10 protein-coding genes are annotated in these 19,626 nt (G+C 75.7%); 5 read left to right on the forward strand and 5 right to left on the reverse strand.

The window, feature by feature from the left end:
- The first annotated feature begins 191 nt into the window (after positions 1–191).
- Entirely contained in the window at positions 192–1,202 is a 1,011-nt protein-coding gene (locus ACOJVX_RS09490; protein ID WP_035293050.1) for an NYN domain-containing protein, read from the forward strand.
- A gap of 314 nt (positions 1,203–1,516) precedes the next feature.
- Positions 1,517–3,031, forward strand: a complete 1,515-nt coding sequence (locus tag ACOJVX_RS09495) for a long-chain-fatty-acid--CoA ligase (protein ID WP_418155037.1) — start codon at positions 1,517–1,519, stop codon at positions 3,029–3,031.
- 188 nt (positions 3,032–3,219) lie between these two features.
- Here ACOJVX_RS09495 and ACOJVX_RS09500 read toward each other — a convergent pair whose 3' ends face one another.
- Positions 3,220–3,411, reverse strand: coding sequence for a hypothetical protein (locus ACOJVX_RS09500; protein ID WP_026420555.1), 192 nt, complete (start codon positions 3,409–3,411; stop codon positions 3,220–3,222).
- A gap of 185 nt (positions 3,412–3,596) precedes the next feature.
- Entirely contained in the window at positions 3,597–4,577 is a 981-nt protein-coding gene (locus tag ACOJVX_RS09505; RefSeq protein WP_051314353.1) for a hypothetical protein, read from the reverse strand.
- A gap of 406 nt (positions 4,578–4,983) precedes the next feature.
- Here ACOJVX_RS09505 and ACOJVX_RS09510 point away from each other — a divergent pair, with 406 nt between their 5' ends.
- The 3 genes from ACOJVX_RS09510 to ACOJVX_RS09520 all read left to right on the forward strand — a co-directional run bounded on the left by ACOJVX_RS09510 (position 4,984) and on the right by ACOJVX_RS09520 (position 11,603).
- On the forward strand, positions 4,984–8,232 hold the full coding sequence (locus ACOJVX_RS09510) for a type 2 lanthipeptide synthetase LanM family protein (protein WP_422647431.1): 3,249 nt from the start codon (positions 4,984–4,986) through the stop codon (positions 8,230–8,232).
- A gap of 147 nt (positions 8,233–8,379) precedes the next feature.
- Positions 8,380–8,613, forward strand: coding sequence for a hypothetical protein (locus ACOJVX_RS09515; RefSeq protein ID WP_418155033.1), 234 nt, complete (start codon positions 8,380–8,382; stop codon positions 8,611–8,613).
- An 83-nt stretch (positions 8,614–8,696) separates the two neighbouring features.
- Complete coding sequence (locus tag ACOJVX_RS09520; RefSeq protein ID WP_422647432.1) at positions 8,697–11,603, forward strand: ATP-binding protein; 2,907 nt, start codon at positions 8,697–8,699, stop codon at positions 11,601–11,603.
- Between the two features lie 682 nt (positions 11,604–12,285).
- On the opposite strand, the gene ACOJVX_RS09525 is transcribed toward ACOJVX_RS09520, so the two are convergent.
- The 3 genes from ACOJVX_RS09525 to lanKC all read right to left on the reverse strand — a co-directional run bounded on the left by ACOJVX_RS09525 (position 12,286) and on the right by lanKC (position 19,546).
- A complete protein-coding gene (locus ACOJVX_RS09525; RefSeq protein ID WP_422647433.1) occupies positions 12,286–14,319 on the reverse strand; it encodes a prolyl oligopeptidase family serine peptidase in 2,034 nt (677 codons plus the stop codon).
- Positions 14,316–15,707, reverse strand: coding sequence for an MFS transporter (locus ACOJVX_RS09530; RefSeq protein WP_422647434.1), 1,392 nt, complete (start codon positions 15,705–15,707; stop codon positions 14,316–14,318). The genes ACOJVX_RS09525 and ACOJVX_RS09530 overlap by 4 nt, the downstream gene beginning before the upstream one ends.
- Before the next feature lie 1,211 nt (positions 15,708–16,918).
- Positions 16,919–19,546 carry a class III lanthionine synthetase LanKC gene (gene lanKC / locus ACOJVX_RS09535; protein WP_422647435.1) on the reverse strand — a complete coding sequence of 876 codons (2,628 nt, stop codon included), beginning with the start codon at positions 19,544–19,546 and terminating at the stop codon, positions 16,919–16,921.
- Positions 19,547–19,626: the final 80 nt, after the last annotated feature.

A 19,626-nucleotide genomic window follows, 5' to 3' on the forward strand; every position in this document is an offset into this window, starting at 1 on the left:
GTCCCGTGGTGGCGGGCACGATAGCCCGGTGCGTCGCGTCGTAGGCGTCCGTTCCAGGCCGGCGCATGGCACCTCGGGGCGACGGCGGCAACTACGCCCGCGACCGTCCAGGTTCCGTCCGCTGTGGAGCCTGGTTCTGCGCATCTTCGGGGATGCTGGGGGGAACATCCGGTGCGAACGGGAGGTCCGTAGTGCGGTCACAGTGCGCGGTGTACGTCGACGCCGGTTACCTGCTGGCGGCGTCGGCGACACGCATCACCGGTACGTCCCTGCTGGGGAGCATCGAGGCTGATCACGAACGGCTGGTGGAGGCGCTCATCGCGCACGCCACCAAGCACTCCGGGCTCCCGCTGTTGCGGGTGCACTGGTACGACGCCGCCCGTCACAAGGTGCCCGACCCACGGCAGGAGAAGATCGGGCTGCTGCCCCACGTCAAGCTCCGCCTGGGCCGCATCGGGTTCGACGGGGAGCAGAAGGGGGTGGACCTGCGGATCGGCCTCGACCTGGTGGCCCACGCCCGCAAGGCCGCCGTCGACGCCATCTACCTCGTCTCCGGCGACGACGACCTGACCGAGGCCGTCGAGGAGGCGCAGGCGCACGGGGTTCGGGTCACGGTGTTGGCCGTGCCGAACAGGGACGACAAGCCCCACGGTGTCAGTCGCCACCTCCAGAGCGCGGCGGACGGGTTGGACCTGATCAGCTCGGCGGTGATCGACAGCACGATCCTCCCCCGGTCCGCCCGGCCGAAGCCGGTCCCGCAGGCTCCGGCGAGTCGGCCCCCGGTGCCGTCGCCCGCCGTGTTCGCCGCCCGGCCGCCCGCCGCCGTGCCCGCCGCCCGGCCGGTCTCCCCGGCGGCGCGTGCGCAGAACGGTGGTCGCAGCGACGTGCGCCTCGTCTGTTCCAGCAGCACGGACGCCGACACCACGGTGGCACCGGGGTTGTGGGCTGACGAGGAGATGGCGGAGCGGATCGACCAGGTCGTGAACAAGGTGCTGCGGGCCTGGTGGGACGGTGACGACGCCGGGCGGGGGTCGGAGCTGGCGGCGAGCCGGCCGTCCATCCCGAAGGAGGTCGACCGGGCGTTGCTGTTGGACATGTCCGACGCGTTGGGGATCGACGACCTCGCCGACAGCGTGCGGTTCCGGCTCCGGGCCCGGTTCTGGGAGCAGGTGGACGCGGGCGGACCGGGTGGTCCTGGCTGAACCCGCTGAGCACCACGGAGGGTGGGTGCGGTGGTGGTCCGCCTGACCGAGGGCGTCGTGGGTGAGGGCCACGCTTCCCGCCTGGCCCGGCGACCCAGCCCCGCCGAACGCGACCCAACCCCGCCGAACGCGACCCAGCCCCGCCGGGCGGACCCGGCCCGCCCGACCGCGCCCGGGAACCTCCGGCCCCGCGCCGGCGGCGCGGCCCCGGCTGGTCCGAACCCTCGGGCACGGCGCCCGTTCAGGTTGCCAACCCTCACTCGGAAGTGTCAGCGTGCTGGGAGGAGACGGTCCGAGGCGAAGGAGCCGAGCCGATGACGAACCTGGCGACGATGCTGGCGGAGACGGCGACCCGACACCCGGACCGGCCGGCCGTGCGGCTCGACGGGGAGGTCCTGACCTACCGGGATCTCCTGCACCGCGCCTCGGACGTGGCCTTGTCCCTGGCGGCTCGGGACGTGCGGCCGGGCGACCGGGTGGGGCTCGTGCTCCCGAACGTTCCGGCGTTCCCCGTGGTGTTCTTCGGCGTGCTGCTCGCCGGGGGCGTCGCGGTGCCGATGGCGCCGCTGCTCCGGTCCCGGGAGATCCGCTACCGGCTGTCCGACGCGGAGGCCTCGCTGGTGGTGTCGGACGGGCCCGCGATGGACCAGGTGACGCCCGCCGCCGGTGAGGTCGGGGTGCCGGCCCTCACCGTGGCCGAACTCGCCGACACTCCCGGCCTGCTGGCTCCCACGCCAGAAGGGGAGGTGGCGGAGCTCGTGGAGCGGGCCGGCACCATCGACGCCACGGCCACCGCGCTGATCCTCTACACCTCGGGCACCACTGGGGAACCCAAGGGCGCCGAACTGACCCACGACAACCTGCGGGGCAACGCGGAGCTGACGGCCGCCACCGTCCTGGAGTGCACCGAGGAGGACGTGATCATGGGGTGCCTTCCCCTGTTTCACTCCTTCGGGCTCACCTGTGGCCTGCTCGCGGCCGTGCGGACGGGCGCGAGCCTGACGCTGATCCCCCGGTTCGACCCGGGGCGGGCGTTGGAGGTCGTCGAACGGGACCGGGTCACGGTGTTCCAGGGCGTGCCCACCATGTACGGGGCGATGCTCAACCACCCGGACCGGAGTGGGGTGGACGTGTCCAGTCTGCGCACCTGCATCTCGGGCGGCGCGGCCATGCCGTTGGAGCTGCTCTCCGCCTTCGAGGACGCGTTCGGCTGCCAGATCCTGGAGGGCTACGGCCTGAGCGAGACCTCCCCGGTCGCCTCGTTCAACCACCCCGATCGGCCCCGCAAGGCCGGGTCCATCGGAACCCCGGTGCGGGGGGTGCGGATGCGGGTGGTGGACGACCTCGGGGTGGAGCTGCCCGACGGGGAGGTCGGGGAGATCGTCATCCAGGGGCCCAACGTGATGCGGGGTTACTGGCGGCGCCCGGAGGCCACCGAGGCGGCGATGCCCGACGGGTGGCTGCGCACCGGTGACCTCGCGCGCCGGGACGAGGACGGCTTCTTCCACATCGTCGACCGCAAGAAGGACCTGATCCTGCGCGGCGGGTACAACGTGTACCCGCGCGAGGTGGAGGAGGCCTGCTACGAGCACCCGGACGTGCTGGAGGTCGCGGTCGTCGGTGTGCCGCACCCGGAGCTGGGTGAGGAGGTCGGCGCGGCCGTCGCCCGGAAGCCGGGGGCGACGGTGACCGAGGACGAGCTGCGTGAGTTCCTGCGGGAACGCGTCGCCACCTACAAGTACCCCCGTCATCTGTGGTTCGTGCCGGAGCTGCCGAAGGGGTTGACGGGCAAGATCCTCCGCCGTGCGGTGCGTCCACCGGAGAACTGACGGCGACGCGCCACCTCGTCCCCGCCTCCCCCGAGCCCCGAAGCCGGAGCCCGGAGCCCGGAGCCCGGAGCCCGGAGCCCGGACTCCGGATCCGGAACGGCGGGAGGTCGGGGCGCGGCCCGGGAGTGGGCGCCGTGTGTGCCGGGGCCGTCGGCGCCCACCCGACACCGAGACCGCCGCGAAGTGCCTCAGTCCCAGCCGAAGACGCCGAGGGGCAACGGGCCGTGGTCATGCGCCGGCTGGGTCCGGTCCGGAGCCGGCGGCGCGGCGCCGTCGGCGGGCGGGAGCAGCCGCCCACCGTGCGGGCGGGTGCCGCCTTCGGGCCCACCCGCGCGGGCGGCCCTGGGCCGGGTTGTCCTGGTCGCGGGCATGCTGGTCATCCCTTCGTCCTGCGTTCTCGTGGTGGTCGTGGTCGGTGTTCGCACCGGACCGGCTGGGGTTCGGCGGCACCGGCTCGGGGTGAGCGCCGGGACGGCGGCGCGGTGACCGGTGCCCCGCCCCGTCGAGCGGCACCGGCGGCGGACCGGGCGGATCCCCGGGCGGCGCGGCGTCCGGCGGGCCACGGTCACAGCCAGCCCCGGCGGGCGGCGGCCACCCCGGCCTCGAAACGGCTCGCCGCCTGGAGCCGGTGCATCAGGCGGGCGATGCGGCGCCGCAGGTGCCGGACGGACACGCCCACCGCGCGGGCGGCGGTCTCGTCGGTGCGGCCCTCGGCCAGCAGCGCCAGGAGCTGGCGGTCCTCCTCGGTCAGGTCGGCTGGCGGGTCGTCGCTGGTCGTGAGGTCGGCGGCCTCCGCCCAGATGCGGTGGAACAGGTGCAGGAACCCGCGCACCAGGCCGGCCTGCCGCACCACCAACGCGCCCCGCCGGGTGTCGCTCGGATCGGAGGGGACGACCACGACCTCCTCGTCCATGATGATCATCCGCTCGACGGGCAGGTCGGACAGCCGGATCCGCGCCCCGGAGGCGGCGGCCTCCCGCAGGTGGTCGCGGACGCGGTGGTCGGTGACGACGCTGGCCTCGTGGATGACCCGCATCTCCACGCCCCGTCGCTGGCTGCGCACGTCCAGCGGGCGGGCGGCGGCCACCGACTCCGGGCTGGGGCGCGCCGAGGGGTGCACGGAGTAGACGCTGGTCCTGGTGAAGAAGGACAGTTCGGCGAGGCGTTCCCGTACCTGGTCGACGTCGGTGAGTCGTTCCACGCCCTGGCCGGTGAGTGGCCCGGCGGTGGTGCCGGCGTGTTGTTCGGCCAGTGCCGGCACCTCGCTCCTGGTGTCGCCGACCCGGCGGTGTCGGCGCAGGAGTTCGTCCTCGGTGCGTTCGATGAGGTCGCCGAGGGCGACCGAGGGGCGCGGCAGTTCCACCCCGGAGGGGCGGTCGGCGCGGAAGCGGGCGACGCCGAGTTCGACGAGGCCGGCCAGGGCGGCGCGGACGGTCCCCGGCGTGCCGGTGCGGGCGAGCCCGGCCAGGTCGCTGTCCGGATCGGCCAGCAGCGCGCGGTAGACGCGTTCCTGTTCGGCGGTGAAACCGAGATCCCGCAGGGCCATCAGTCGCTCCGCTCCGGGGCGGTGTCGGGGTGGTGCGCGGTGACGGTCACGACCTCTCCCTCCTGTCGCGGGCCGTGCTCAGTGTGGAGGCCGCCCGTGCTCACCCACATGGGTGGCGGCTACCCGGATTTCCGAGCCCGGGGCGGTCGGGTGGGGGAGCGGGTGGGTGTCCGCTGGGTGGCGGTGCGGCAGGCGTGGTCCGGTGTGGTCTCCGGTCGGTGGGGTCACTCCCGAACGCCCGGTTCGTCGCATGGGGGTGTGGCCGTGTCCCCCGCCCACCGCCCCGGGTGCCGCGCGCGAACCCGCCGTCCCGGCACGCCTGCCGGCGGGACAACGGGGGGTGTGCCGGGAATATGGGGGGTTCTCACCCATGCCGGTGGTGGTGGGTGCGTGGCACGGTGATCCCGTGACCGCCTCACCGACACTCAGCCCGGCCGAGGAGCCGCTCGATTCGCGGTGGTGGGCCGGTGCGCTCTCCGCCGCCGAGCGTGCCGCGACCCGGCCGCCGGAGGGCGGCGGCCCCGAACCGGTCGCCCAGGTCCCCGGGGAGCGACCCGAGTGGGCGGAGGTCGTGGAACGGGTGCTGGCGGCGTCGTCCGACGAGGCCACTCCGGTCGGCGGGGCCTCACCGGGTGCCGGCGGGTCGGAGGTGTCCCGGACTCCCGACAGGGCGGTCCGGGCTCGGGGGGAGGTCGCGGCGTCGCGGGGGGACGGCGCCGCGACCACGCCGGGCGACGTGCTGTGCCTGGCGCCCGCCCTGGAGCCGTTCCTGGCGGTGGCCGCCGACCACCTGAACGCCGCACTGCCCGCGTCGTCCCACCCCGCGCTGGTCGATGCCGACACCGTTCGCGCCGGGCTGCTGGCGGCCACCCGCTCCCGGCTGGTCCGCACCTCGGCCCGCGCCCTCGTCCTGGACCTGCACCACGACCGCGTCCGGGGCGCCTTGCCGGGAGCGACCTCCGAGTCCCGGTTCGCCGGGTTCCTCGCCGCCACGGCGACCAGGGCCGGCCTGACCGGGTTCGTCCGGCGGTACCCGGTGCTGGCCCGGCTGCTGGCCCAGACCATCACCCAGGACGCCCAGTCGGCGGCCGAACTGGTGGGCCGCTACCTGCGGGACCGGGCGGCGATCGTCGCCACCCTGTTGGGGGGCACCGATCCCGGTCCGCTGGTGCGGGTCACGCCGGGGATGGGTGACCGGCATCGGGGCGGGCGGACCGTGGCCGTGCTCCACTTCGCGGACGGCCGGCGGATCGTCCACAAGCCGCGCCCCGTCGACCTGTCCCTCCGCTTCACCCGCCTGGTCGACTGGGTGGACGCCCGGGTCCCGGACCTGGGGTTGCGGGCGGTGCGGCAGCTGGCCGGCCGGGGCTACGGGTGGGCCGAGTTCGTCGAGCACCTGCCGTGCGCCGAGCTGACCGGGGTGGACCGCTTCTACCGCCGGCAGGGCGCCCTGCTGGCCCTGCTGTACCTGGTGGACGGCACCGACGTCCACTACGAGAACCTGGTGGCGCACGGCGAGCACCCGGTGGTCGTGGACGTGGAGACCCTGTTCCACCCGGCGTTCCCACCCGGCACCACCACCGGGGGTGATCCGGCGTTGACGGCGCTGCTCGCCTCGGTGCACCGCACCGCGCTGCTCCCGAGGATGCTGCTGGGGCCGGAGGGCGCGGTGGACCTGTCGGGGCTGGGGGGCGACTCGGGCGCGCGGCACCCCGACGACGGGGTGCGGTGGGTCGACACCGGGCGGGACACGATGCGGTTGGAGCGCGTCCCGGGCACCGTGGAGGCCGCCAGCAACCGGCCGGGTCTGCCCGGGGCGCCGGACGTCGAACCGGCCGCCCACGTCGACGGTCTGGTCGGCGGGTTCCGCGCGACCTACGAGGCCGTTCTCACGCACCGGGCCGAGCTGCTGGCCGACGGCGGGCCGTTGCGGGACTGCGCCGGGACCGAGCAGCGGGTGGTGTTCCGCGACACCAGCGTCTACGCGACGTTGCTGGCCGAATCGACCCACCCGGACGCGGTGCGCTCCGGAGCCGACCGGGACCGGGCCTTCGCTGTGCTGTCCCAGAGCCCGGAACTGCGGGACCTGGTGCCCTGCGAGGTGGCGGAGCTGTGGCGGGGCGATGTTCCGCTGTTCACCACCACCCCCGACAGCCGGGACGTCCACACCGGCTCCGGCCGGGTGGTGCCCGACCGGCTGCCGGTCGCCGGCCTGGACGCCGTCCTCGGCAAGGTGCGCGCGCTCGACGAGGTGGACCGGCGCGACCAGGAGTGGTTGATCCGGGCCGCGTTGGACACCCGGACCCCGGCGGTGTCCCACCACGCGCGGGCCGTCCCCGCCGGCGCCACCGCCCTGGTGGTCCCCGACGTGGACCGCCTGCTCACCGCGGCATGCGCGATCGGCGACTCACTGGTCGCCACCGCCGAGCACGACGAGCGGCGGGCCAACTGGCTCGGGCTGCAACCGGTGGACGACCGCTACTGGGCGGTGCTGCCGATGGGCGCCGGCCTGGGTGACGGGTACTGCGGGGTCGCGGTGTTCCTCGCCCAGCTCGGCGCGCTCACCGGGATACCCCGGTACACCGGGCTGGCCCGTCGCGCGGTGCGCCCGCTGCCGGCGCTGCTGGCGGCGTTCCACGCCGAACCGGCCCTGGCGACGACCGTGGGCGTGGGGGCGTTCCAGGGCCTCGCCGGCATCAGCTACGCCCTGGCGCGGCTGTCCACCCTGCTCGACGACCCGGAGCCCCGCGCCTGGCTGGACCGGTCGCTGCCGCTGCTCGGCCGCACCGCCTCGGCCCGGCCCGAGGGGGAGGCCCCCGAGCACGGGGTGGGTCTGGCGACCGGCTGGGCCGGGGCGGTGGCGGTGCTGGCCTCGGTGCACGAGGAGACGGGATCCCCGGAGGCCGCCGAGGTGCTCGCGCCGCTGGCGGACCGGCTGCACCGCCACGTCGCCGGGGACGGGGGCCTGGGCGGTGGGCCGTCGGGGGGCGGCGGCGATCCGTCGTTCCCGCACGGCACGGCCGGTGTCGGGTGGGCTCTGCTGCGGGCCGGCGCCGTGCTGCCCGAGCGGCCGTCGCTGACGACCTCCGGTGCCGCGCTGCTGGCTGCGGCCACCCGGGAGCTGCTGGCACGCGGGGGTTCCGCGTGGTGCCACGGTATCGCCGGTCCGGCCCTGGCGTGGGCGGGCGCGGGCAGCGGCCCGCCCGGGGCGTCGGGTGGGGCCGACCCGCTGCCGGACGCGGCGCTGGAGGCGCTGACCGTGCGGGAGGCCCGCGCCGACCTGACCCCCTGCCACGGAGAACTGGGCGTGGTGGAGGCGTTGACCGCCCTCACCCGCCGTCGCCCCGACCTGCTGGGCGCCGCCGAACGCGGACAGGCCCGGGTGTTGGGCGCCCTGGAACGGACCGGTCCTCGGTGCGGCACCCCGTCCGGCCTGACCACCCCGGGGTTGCTGACCGGGTTGGCCGGCATCGGGTACGGGCTGCTGCGGCTCGCCCTGCCCGACGCGGTGCCCTCCGTGCTCGCCCTGCACCCGGGACCCCGGCCGCCGACCACCGCCAGGTGGGGTACCGGCACCACCGGTGTCCCACCGGGGCCCGCCCCGGAGGTGGTGGAGCGGCGGGCGCGGGGGCGGCCCCAGCGGGACGGTCCCTGACCGGCGCCCCGACCCCGACGTCCGGTTCCCGGGAGGGAGCACCCCGGAGTCGGACACCGCACCACCCGCGACCCACACCCACCACCCCCCGATTCCCGGGAACCTCCCGTCCGACGAGGCACCCGCCGACACCACGAGGAGAACGCCATGACCGCCGACCACCGCCCCACCACCGCCCCCGCCGGCACCGACCACGACGCGCCGCCCGTGGCGCCGGCCCACGCCAACGTGGACGACCACCCGATCGGCGAGGCCCGCACGCCTGCCCGCCTGTCGGTCGGGGCGCGGGTCAGCGTCCTCGCCGGTCTCACCCTCAGCGCGATCGTCACCTCCGGGTTGCCGCCGCTGACCACCGTCAGCGCCCCGGGAACGCAGCTCTGAGCCCTACCGCGTCGCCGGGTCGACGACGTTGCGAATCCGTGAACGAGCGGTCGCTGCGTGTACCGGGTCGTTAGAGTCCCGGTATGCGGATCCGTGCGCCACTCCTCATCGGACGGGACACGGAGCTGGCGGAGCTCGGTGCCGCCCTGGCCAACGCCAGGAAGGGCCGTGGCTCCGCGCTCTTCGTCGTCGGCGAACCCGGGATCGGCAAGTCCCGGATCGCCGCCGAGGCGGTCGGTACCGCCTACGAGGCCGGCATGGTCGTGCTGCGCGGCCGGGCGGGATCGTTCGGGCCCTCGGTTCCGTTCCGTCCGTTGGCCGAGGCGTTGCTCTCCCTCGTGCGGGGCGGGGCGTCCGCCATCGAAGCCGATCTCGGCCCCTACCGGCCCGTCCTGGGGCGGCTGGTGCCCGACTGGGATCACGGTGACACCCAACGGGACGCCTCGTTCGTGGTGTTGGCCGAGGCGCTGCTGCGGCTCATGGGTGTCGTGGGACGTGAGCGGGGTTGCCTGCTGGTCCTCGACGACCTGCACGACGCCGACCTGGAGACCCTCGCGGTCGTGGAGTACCTGTGCGACAACCTCGACCTCCAGCCCGGCGTGCTCCTGGCCACCGTCCGCTCCGAACCCGGGGCGGCGCTGGACCTGGCGGACTCGGCCACCCGCCGGGACACCGGCCGGGCGTTGCACCTGGAACGGCTCGGCGCGGCGCAGGTACGGGTGTTCGCGGCGTCCTGCCTGGACAGCGACCCGGAGCGGGTGCCGACCGAGGTCACCGACCGGCTGTGGGAGGACAGCGCCGGCAATCCGCTGGTCGTCGAGGAACTGCTGCGGGGCATGGTCAGCGCGGGCCGGCTGGTGCCGGGCGCCGGGGGCTGGCAGCTGGTGCGGGCCCTGCGCACCGAGGTGCCGGACACCCTGGTGCGCAGCATCACCCAACGCGCCGACCGGCTCGGCCCCAAGGGGGAGGCGCTGCTCTCCGCCGCCGCCGTCCTCGGCCGCCGGTTCCCGCTGTCCATCGTGCAACGCGTCACCGGGATGGATGACCACACGCTGCTGGGCCACCTCCAGTCGGCGGTGGCCGCGCAACTCGTCGCCTCCGACGACCGGGGCCCCGACTGGTACGCCTTCCAACACCCGTTGACGGCGGAGGCGTTGCTGGCCCGGCTGACCCCGACCGACCGGGCCGCCCTCAGCGCCAGGGCGGCCGACGTGGTCACCGCCCTGCACCCGGACCTGCCGGGCGAGTGGTGCCAGCTCACCGCGGTGCTGCGCCGTGCCGCCGGGGAGACCTCGGTGGCGGCGGGGCACTACCTGGAGGCCGGCCGGCGTGCCCTGGCCGACGGGGCCGCGCAGTCCGCGATCACCCTGCTGGAGCAGGCCGAACGGCTGCTGTCCGACCACGGGGACCCCACCAGCCGGGCGGAGGTGGTGGAGGCCCTGCTCTACGCGCTGGCCGAGGCGGGGAACCTGGAACGGGCCTTCGAGCTCGCCGGGACCCTCGACGACCACGGCACCGCCGCCGACCGGACCCGCCGCGCCGCCCTGCACGTCCGCCTCGCCTGGGTCACCCAGATCGCCGGCCGCTGGGAGGACGGGATCGCCCAGGTGCGGGAGGCCCGCCGGCTCCTGGGTGAGCACGCGGCCCCCGAGCACACCGCCCCCGTTGACGCGGTGGCCGCGTCGCTGGCGTTGAACGCGCCCGGACGGCACCGGACCCGGGAGGCCGAGGAGCTGGCCCGGCGGGCGGTGGCGGCCACCGACCGGGTTCCGCTGCCGGTCATCGCCTGCCAGGCGTGGCGCACCATCGGCACCGTCGCCAGGGAACGGGACCTGGACGAGGCGTGGCGGCACTTCGACCGCGCCCGCCGGGTGGCCGAGGAGCACCGGCTGCCGATCTGGCGGATCTACGCGTTGATGGGCCTGGCCGGGAACGCCTGGCTCGCCGAGGGGGACACCAGCGTCCTGGCCCACGCCCGGGTGGAGGCGCTGCGGGTGGGCGCGTTGCCGCTGGCGGTGAACGTGGACGCGATCCTCGCCCTGGACACCGTCCTGCGGGGCGACCACGAGGTCGCGGCGCACCGGTTGGACGCGGTGCTCGCCGACGCCACCCGGCTGCACCTGACGGCGGTCGTCCGTTACGTGCTCATGGCCAGGGCTGTCCTGGCCGCGCACCGGGCCGACCGGCCGGGCATGGACCGCGAACTGGCGGAGTTCGCCCGGCACGGCGGCCCCGGTTCGCAGGAGCAGCCGCTGGCCCTGGGACTGGCCAGGGCGGTGTGCGCGCTGCTGGAGGAGGACCACGCGGCGGCCGGCGCCGAGTTCGCCGCCGTCCTCGCGGCGCAGGCGGAGAACCCCACCACCTTCTTCCTCGCCGGGCGGCACGGCCTGCACCTGCTGCTGCGGGTGGTGGCCGGGGACGCCGGCTGGGCCGAGCACGCCGAGGTGACCGCCGCCCCGGCGGGCGGGATGCGGTGGAACCGGCAGTTCGTGCTGTTGGCGACGGCGGTGCTGCACGGGCGGGACGGGGACGCGGGCCGGGCCGAGGACGCCGCCCGCCGCGCCCTGGACGCGGCGGAGCCCTACCCCCTCGGCCGGGCGCTGGGGTTGCGGCTGGTCGCCGAGGCCGCCCACGGGGGTGGGTGGGGTGAGCCGGCGGGCTGGTTGCGGCAGGCCGAGGAGTACTTCCACCAGCGGGGCGTGGCCGCCCCGGCGAGCGCCTGCCGGGCGCTGCTGCGGCAGGTGGGAGCGCCGGTGCGGCAACGCAGGGCCGGCACCGACCGGGTCCCGGTGGGACTGCGGGAACTCGGTGTCACCTCCCGCGAGTTCGAGGTGCTGGAACTGCTCGTGCACCGACTGGGCAACAAGGCCATCGCGACCCGCCTGCACATCTCGCCGCGCACCGTGGAGAAGCACGTGGCCAGCCTGATCACCAAGACGGGCCGGGCCGACCGGGCGGGACTGGTGGAGCTGGCCGCCGAGCACCGCTGAGGCGTCCGGCGGGCCACCGCGCCGCGGGCGGCGGGCCAACGGGTGGGAGCGGGCCGGACCGGGGACCGGCGGGCGGTGCCCGGCCCAACGCGGCGACGGTCGGGGCGGGGGAGCCCCACGCCGCCCGGCCCCCTCGGTGGCGGTCCCGGCCGGCCCGGTGCCCGGTCGGGCCCCGCCGGCCGGGGATGGCCCGTCGGCCGGGGATGCTCCGGCGGCCGGGGATGCTCCGGCGGTCGCGGCGTTCGACGTCGCCCCGGCCCGCCCTCCACCGCCGGGGGATTCCGGAGCCGTGGGGTGGTGGTGCCCGCCCGGGCCAGGCGGCCTCCGGCGCGGCGTTGGCCGCGGTCGTCCCGAGGTCATGGTCGGACGACCGCCCCGGTCGGGGTGACCGCCGCGCGGTGGGGCCGCGAGGGGACCTCGGCGGCCGCCGCCGGCGACGCACGTCGGCCCGCCCGCCGCCCGGGGACTCGGGACCGCCGATCCGCCGGCCCAGCGGGCCCGGACGGGCCCGGTGTCGGGCCGACACGGCCGCTCGGGGAATCCCCGGCCCGAGCCCCCGCCGCGCCGCCGGTGCTCCCACCCGGTCCCGCCCACGGTCCTCGCCCCCGTCTCGCCCGTCCTCGCCGGCCCGGGAGTGCCCGGTCCGGTTGGCGCGCGCCGTCGCGGACGCGTGCCGGCCCGGTCAGCCGTCGTCGTCGAACCTCAGCCCGGTGTGCCAGGCCAGGAACGCCAGCATCGCCGTGGCCAGGGCCTCCGACTCGCGGCCCCCGCCGACGTGCCCGGTGCCGGGGGTGACCCGCAGCAGCACGGGCCCGCCGCTCGTGCGGTGTTGCAGCGCGGCCACCATCTTCCGCGAGTGCGCCGGGTCCACCCGGGTGTCGTTCTCCCCGGTGGTGAACAGCATCGCCGGCAACCTGCCGCGCTGGGGACGCACGTTGTGGTACGGCGAGTAGCTGAGCAGGGTCGCCAACGCGGCGAGGTCCCTGACGTCCCCGTACTCCGCGCGCCACGCGCGGCCCAGCCCCCACCGTTCGTAGCGGATCATGTCCAGGGGGGCGCCGGCGCTGGACACCGCCGCGTAGGCCTTGGGCCGTTGCACGGTCGCCGCGGTGACCACCAGCCCGCCGTTGCTGCCGCCCAGCAGCGCCAGCTGCGGCCGCCGCGTCCACCGGCGGCGCACCAGGTGGTCGCCGGCCGCGTGCAGGTCGCGCACCGCGTTGGGTTTGTGCGGTCCGGCGCCGTCCAGGTGCCACTGGCGGCCGCGTTCCCCGCCGCCACGCACCCCGGCGATGGCCATCACCCCGCCGGCCAGCACCCAGGTGAGCGCGTCGGGTTGGAACCCGGGGCGGAAGGTGATCCCGAAGCCCCCGTAGCAGGTGAGCACGGTCGGCCGTGGCCGACGGCCGCCGCGCTGGCGCAGCGCCAGGATCGTCATCGGCACCTCGGTGCCGTCGTCGGAGGGGTAGCTGGTGCGCAGCACCTCCACCTCGTCGCGGCGGGTCACCGCCTCGGTCGGCGTCATGTCCCCGGTGCGGACGTCGACCCGCCACACCGACAACGGTGTCACCCAGTCGGTGTAGCTGACGGCGAGGACGAACGGGTGGTCGGTGGGGTTGACCGCCGACACGGTGCCCGGTCCGGGCAACCGCACGTCGGTCAACAGCCGGCCGTCGGTGGCGTCGTGCACGGTCAGCGAGCTGTAGCCGTCGAGGGTGCGCGACGCCACCAGGCGTTCGGCGCCCTCGACACCGGCCAGGCTCACCGAGGTCAGCACGGACGGTGGCTGCTCGGGCAGCACGGTGCGCCAGGACCGCCAGGCGCCGTCCGCGTCGGGGTCGGCCGCGACGAGCCGGCCGAAACGCGCGCCCTCGGTGGTCACCGCGAACAGCCGTCCTCCGTGGTCGACCAGGACCCCGCCCACCGAGGTGCCGGTGAGCTCCAGCCCCCGGACCTCGCCGTCGGCGTGCCGGTCGGCGACCAGCAGGGTGGTGTCCCGGCTGGTGCCGTGCCGGCGGCACACCACCAGCCACCGGTCGTGCCACAGGGCCAGGTGGTAGCGGGTGACGGGCTCGTCGTCGCCGGTCACCAGCTGGTCGGTGATCCACGGGTGCCCGACCCGGTGCAGGTAGACCCCGCTGCCCGGGCGGTCCAGGTGTCGGCGGGCGTAGTAGTAGGACCGTTCGTCGGCCAGCCAGCACACCGAGGAGTAGCGGGTCAACGGCGAGGTCTCCACCACCCGCCGCGCCGCCACGTCGACCACGTTCAGCGGGGTGATGTCCTCGGCGCCGTCCACCGTGGTCTGCACGGCCAGGTAGCGGCCGGCGGGGGAGGGCTGCCAACGCCGCACCGTCACCCCGTCCCCGCCCAACTGGGCGGTGTCCACCACCGCCCGCCACGGCGCGTCCGGTTCGTCGGCGACCTGGAGGGTCCACCGCCGCAACGCGGAGGACCGACCCACCCGGAACCGGCGGGCCCCGGCCGGTTTCACCGGGGACGCCGTCGGCCCGGTGACCAGGCCGCGCAGCAGCCGCCGGATACCGGACTGGCCGGGCAGGCCGTTGAGGTGGACCTCGGCGAGCGCCTGTTGGGCGGCGACCCAGTCGCGGGCCGCGGGGCACAGCGGGTCCTCCAACCACCGGTAGGGATCGTCGACCCGCAGGCCGTGCACCAGCTCGATCCGCTCGGTCCGGGGGCACTCGGGGTAGACCGGGCTCATCGTGTCCTCCCTCCCGTGAGGGTCCGTGGCGGTGGCTGCGCCGCGTCCGACCGGGGCGCCTCGACGTCGGGCCCGACGCCGGGCGGGGCGGTGGTGTCCTCCCGGGAGGGTCCGGGGGCCGCCCGCGCGTGGTCGGCGTCCGCCGCGACCGGGTCGGTGGCGGAGCGGGCGGGGCGCCGGCCGGCCACCGCCAACAGCACCGCGACGGCCACCAGGTTCACCCCGACGCACGTCCAGATCCCGCCCCGGGTGCCCAGCGCCTCCCCCAACACCCCTCCCAGCAGCGCGCCAGCCGTGTTCGCCAGCGTCCCCACCGAGCCGAGCAGGGTGGTGATCCTGGCGAAGTAGGAGTCCCCCACGTCGTCGGCGATCACCGTCACCAGCGCGATGTTCGCGAGCCCCCCGAAGAACAGGGGGAGCGCGATGCTCAACGCCGACACCGTCACGACCCACCCCAGCGGGCCACCGGCCAGCGGCAGCACCGCGCCGGCGACCGCCGCGGCGGACAGTCCCACCAGCAGGAGCCGGCGCGGGGTGTGCCCCCGGGCGAGCAGCCGGGGGGCGAGCAGTGCGCCACCGGCGCCCAGGAGGGTGGCGAGCACGGTGGGCAGCGTGTACAGGGCGACCGGCAGCGCGACCGTGTCCAGCAGGAACACCGCCCGTTGGGTGGCGATGCCGCTGGCGGCGACCCCGCTGAGCACGAGGAACCCCGCGTAGCCGAGCAGCAGCCGGTTGCCCCGCAGCGCCCGCAGCCCGTCCGCCAGTTCCTCCGTCAACTTCTTCCTGGCCTGGCCGGACGGTGGTCGGTGGTCGGGGGAACGCAACCGGACCAGGCAGTAGGCGCTGAACAGGTAGGCGAGGGCGTCCCCGACGAACAGCACCGCCGCCCCGAGCCCGGCGGCCACCGGGCCGGCGAGGGAACCCGCCACGGAGCTGGCCAGCATCTCGGAGGACTGGAGGCGGCCCCGGGCCCGACCGACGTCCGACACCCCGAGCGAGTGCAGATGGGAGAAGTAGAGCCCGTTCACCGTCAGGTGGACCACGCCGAGCACCACGTTGAGCGCCACCAGCCAGCCGAGGTTCAGCGTCCCGGTCAGACCGGCGACCGCGCAGGCCCCCACCATCGCCGCCGCGCCCAGGTCGGCGACGATCAACGCCCTCCTGGGGCGCCGGACCCGGTCGAGCAGGACACCGCAGACCGGTCCGAACAGCAGCGCCGGCAGCATGCCGGCGGCCACCACCAGGGAGACGTCCCGAGGGCCGGCGCCGAGGCCGGTCACCGCGATCACCGAGATCGCGGTCGTGGTCAGGGTGCCGCCGAACACCGAGGCGAGTTGACCCACCAGGAACAACCGGAAGTCGCGGTCGGCGACGGTGCGGGCCGTCATCGCCGGCACCCCCGCGCGGTGCGGGGACAGCGCGGGCCGCTGCGCCGGGTGGAGCGGCATCCGGTCGTGGGGGGCGCGTCGCCGAACCGGGAGGCCGTGGGGCACGGGGAGGGCCGCCACCGGCAGTGACGCGGCGGGCTGGGGCGGACCGCTCGCCCGGCTGCCACATCGCGGGGGCCGGCCCCGGCGGGGACCCGGCGGTGGTCGCGGCCGCGAATGTCGGCGGCACGCCGCTGCGGGAGGTGGTCGCGGCGTGGCCGCGACGGGACGCCCGGACGGGACGTGGTCATGGCGGCTCCTGGGGTCGGGTCCGGCCGGGGATCAGCCGAAGAAGGCGTCGTCGCAGTAGGACACCGACAGCACGCTGATCGGGGCGTCGTCGTCGATGTCGTCGCCGAACTCCATGCCGGCCAGGGCGAGCGCTTCGCTCATGGCGGGAACTCCTCGCGGGAAGGGGAAGGACGGGAAGGGGAACGGGAGGGGTGGGCCGGGGGCGGGTGTTCGTGGCCGCCTCTCGGCGCTGGGCCCGGCACCCCGGGTCGGATCCGCCGCCAGGCACGGCGGCCCGGGCCGCCGTGCCCGACCGGCCAGCGGATCTCGCCTCCCGCGTCGCGGGCGGCTGGTTCGTGGGGGACCGGCGGACGTGGTCGTCCCCGGCGGGGCCGGGGCGCCGCCACCACGGGGCCATGCGGTGGCGGCGCTGACCGGAACCGGTTCCGGTCAGGAGATCTCCTTGATGTCGCAGATGGCGAGGCTGGTGGTGCTGATGGGGGCGTCGTCCTCGACGTCGTTCTCGGCGTCGGGCTGGACCTGGAGACGGAGGGCGTCGTTCATGGTGGTTCTCCTTCGTGTGTGGTGTGTGTGGTGCGGCGTGGTGCTGGGGTTCGCGGGATCAGTGGTGGTGCGCTGCGCGTTCCCCGGTCTGGAGCCGGTTGCGGGTCCGGACGTGGTACCGGGGTCGGACGTGGTACCGGGGTCGGACGCGGTTCCGGTTCGGGGTCAGGAGATCTGTTCCCCGATGTCGCAGATGGCGAGGCTGGTGGTGCTGATGGGGGCGTCGTCCTCGACGTCGTTCTCGGCGTCGGGCTGGACCTGGAGGCGCAGGGCGTCGTTCATGGTGGTTCTCCTTCTTCTTCCACCCCTCCCACCGGTCGTGGGAGGGAAGTCGGTGGTGGCGGGGCGGCGCGGAGTCCGACGGCCGACAGGGCCGGTCAGACCGGGGCCGGCGCCGTCCCGGTTCGGGTCGTGGCGGGCTGGCCGGTCCGATCGGCCACCGGCAGGTCGAGGGTGAACAGGCGGTCGGGCGCCGGGTCGACCAGCTGGTGCAGGGCGAGCAGGACACCGGCCGCGCCGCTCCACAGCTCGGCGCTCAACCGGTTGCCGTGCAGGCCGGGCCACCGCACGCCCGTGGCGTGGGGGACGGCGTGGTGGAACAGGGCCCGCCCGGAGGCAACGGCGTCCTCGGTGGACGCCGGGGCCCCCAGCAGTCGTGCCGTCTCACCGAGCACGAAGCCCATCCCCGCCTGGCCGGTGAACAGCCCGCCGCCGATGGTGAACCGCACGCGCAGGCCCCGCACGCACCGGTCGAGCACGTCCGCCAGGTGCGGGTCCGGCCGCCAGGCGAGGTACCGGGCGAGCACGTGGACGTAGCCGGCGCTGCCCGCGTACAGGTAGGGCATGGTGCGCCGGTCCCTGGCCGAGACCCGGAACCCGAGCGCCCCGGTCTCCCACGGCTGGGCGTGGACGAGTTCGGCGCGGAGCAGGTCGAGCCCGCGTTCCAGGGGCGCGTCGTCCCCGGTCAGCCGACCCAGGTAGTACAGGGCCAACGCCACGCCGGGCCGGCCCTGGGCCAGTCCGGAGCGGTCGTCGCCGCCCAGTAGGGGCGTCAGGCCCTCGCCGGTGGGCAGCGTCTCCAGCAGGGCTCGGGCGCGGTCCAGGGCCGACTCCTCGCCCGTGCGGCAGTACAGGGACAGTTCGGCCAGTGCCAGGCCGGCGGATCCGCCGCCCAGGGTGGCCGAGCGGGTCACCAGCGGGTGCCGGCCGGCGTGGCGGAGGAGGCGTTCGGCGGCATCCCACTCGCCCTCCTGGGCGAGCACCCAGGCGATGCCGGCGCTGCCGAACAACAGGCCAGGGGGGATGTCGCGCCACCCGGCCAGCGACTCGTCGCGAAGTCGGGTGACCAGCGCCGGCGCCGGCGGGTGTCCGGCCATCCGCAGGGCGTGCAGGACGCCGGCGCTGCCGTAGGCCACGCACCGGGTGTTGCTCCGGTGCCCGTCGGGGATGGTCGGGAAGACCCGGCGCGGGTGGTCGGGTTCGGCGAGGGCGAGCAGTGCGCTGGCGGTGTGGTCCCGTAGCCAGCTCAGCCACTCGTGGGGCTCGGCGGCCACCGCCTCGGGGGAGGGCAGCGCCGGCCCCGGAGCGGGCACGCCCCGGAACCGGTCCGCCCGCGCCCAGAGGGTCGCCGGCAGCGGGGCGCGTTCCTCCAGCGCGGCCGTCACGTGGTCCACGGCCGAGGGGCTGCGTTCGGCGACCTGGATGGTCGGGACCAGCATCATCCGCGCGATCGCGGCCAACCCGTAGTCGTCGTAGCGCACCGGGTCGAGCGTGGCCCGGCCGTCGGGGCTCAGGGCTTCCGGCGGGACGAATCCGGGGGTGGCCAGGGGCTGGATGGTGGCGTCCCGGCGCTGCGTCGACTCGAAGTCGACCAGCCGGACGCGGTCCTCGTCGTCGACCAGCACGTTGCGCGGGCTGACGTCGACGAACACGTAGCCGAGTTCGTGGAGGCGGTCGAGCTGGTCGCGCAACTGGTCCAGGATCAACCCGCACCTGCGGTAGTAGTCGGTGAAGGCCTCGGCGGGCTGGTCGACGCGGATGGCGGGGTTGTTCGCCATCAGCCACCTGCTCAGGGGCCGGCCGGGGACCAGTTCGGTCGCCAGGTAGGCGTGCTCCCAGTGGTCGAACCGTTCCACGGGTTCCGGTGCCAGTCCGGGTGCCCCGGCGTGCAGGGCCCGCAGCACCAGGTACTCGGCGGTGAGCCGGGCGTGGGCGTCGACGTCGCGGCCGGAGTGGGCGACGTGGGACCGGGCCTCCTTGAGGAAGACCTGCCGGCCGGTGGCGTCGGTGGCCCGGTAGGCGCCGCCGGCGTTGCTGTGCTGGAGCACGGCGTCGAAGGTGTAGCCGTGGAAGGCGACCGGACCGTCGGACAGGTCGGGTTCGGCCTCGACGAAGGGGTCCGCGACGCCGGCGGGGAGGTGGAACTCGGGGCGGCGGTCGTCGGGGATCTCGTCCCCGTCGGCGGCGGCCATCACCGGGGTGCGGGTGCCGTCGGCCTCCAGCCGGTAGCGGGAGCGGAAGGCGCCGTAGCGGTAGGAGACGCACCGGGAGGAGCCGAACCTGCGGTCGGTGAGCACGTAGGGGCCGGGCACCCCGGCGAGGTCGTGTTCCAGGCGACGCAGGACCTCGTGGGCCTGGCGGGGGTCGGCCGGGTAGAGGGCGCAGAACTTGCCGCTCTGCGGCCGGGAGGCGTGCTTGCCGTGCAGGAGCAGGAAGTAGGTGCGGCCGGCCAGGTGTTTGAAGGGGATACCCAGGTCCACGCAGGCGGCAGCGACGACGTCCAGGACGGCCCGGGCGTTGCCCGGGGTGCTGGAGACGTGCACCTTCCAACCGTGGTCGGGCGGGGGCGGCGCCTGCGGCGGACTCCAGTGGGTCCACACGTCCTGGTCGGCACGGTCCCAGCCGGGGGGCATCCGAGTGGGCGTGTAGCGGGTGCCGGGCGGGGCCTCGGCAAGCGGCTCGTAGAAATCGTCGTTCGCGAACGTGAATGACAGATCCGCTGGCATGTCGCCCTCCTCCCTTCGCGTCGTGGTGGTCCGTCACCTCGCCGGTTCGCGTTCCGGCCCGTCGCGGCGGTCCCGTCCTC

This window comes from Actinoalloteichus caeruleus (assembly GCF_049311605.1).
GTDB lineage: Bacteria > Actinomycetota > Actinomycetes > Mycobacteriales > Pseudonocardiaceae > Actinoalloteichus_B > Actinoalloteichus_B caeruleus.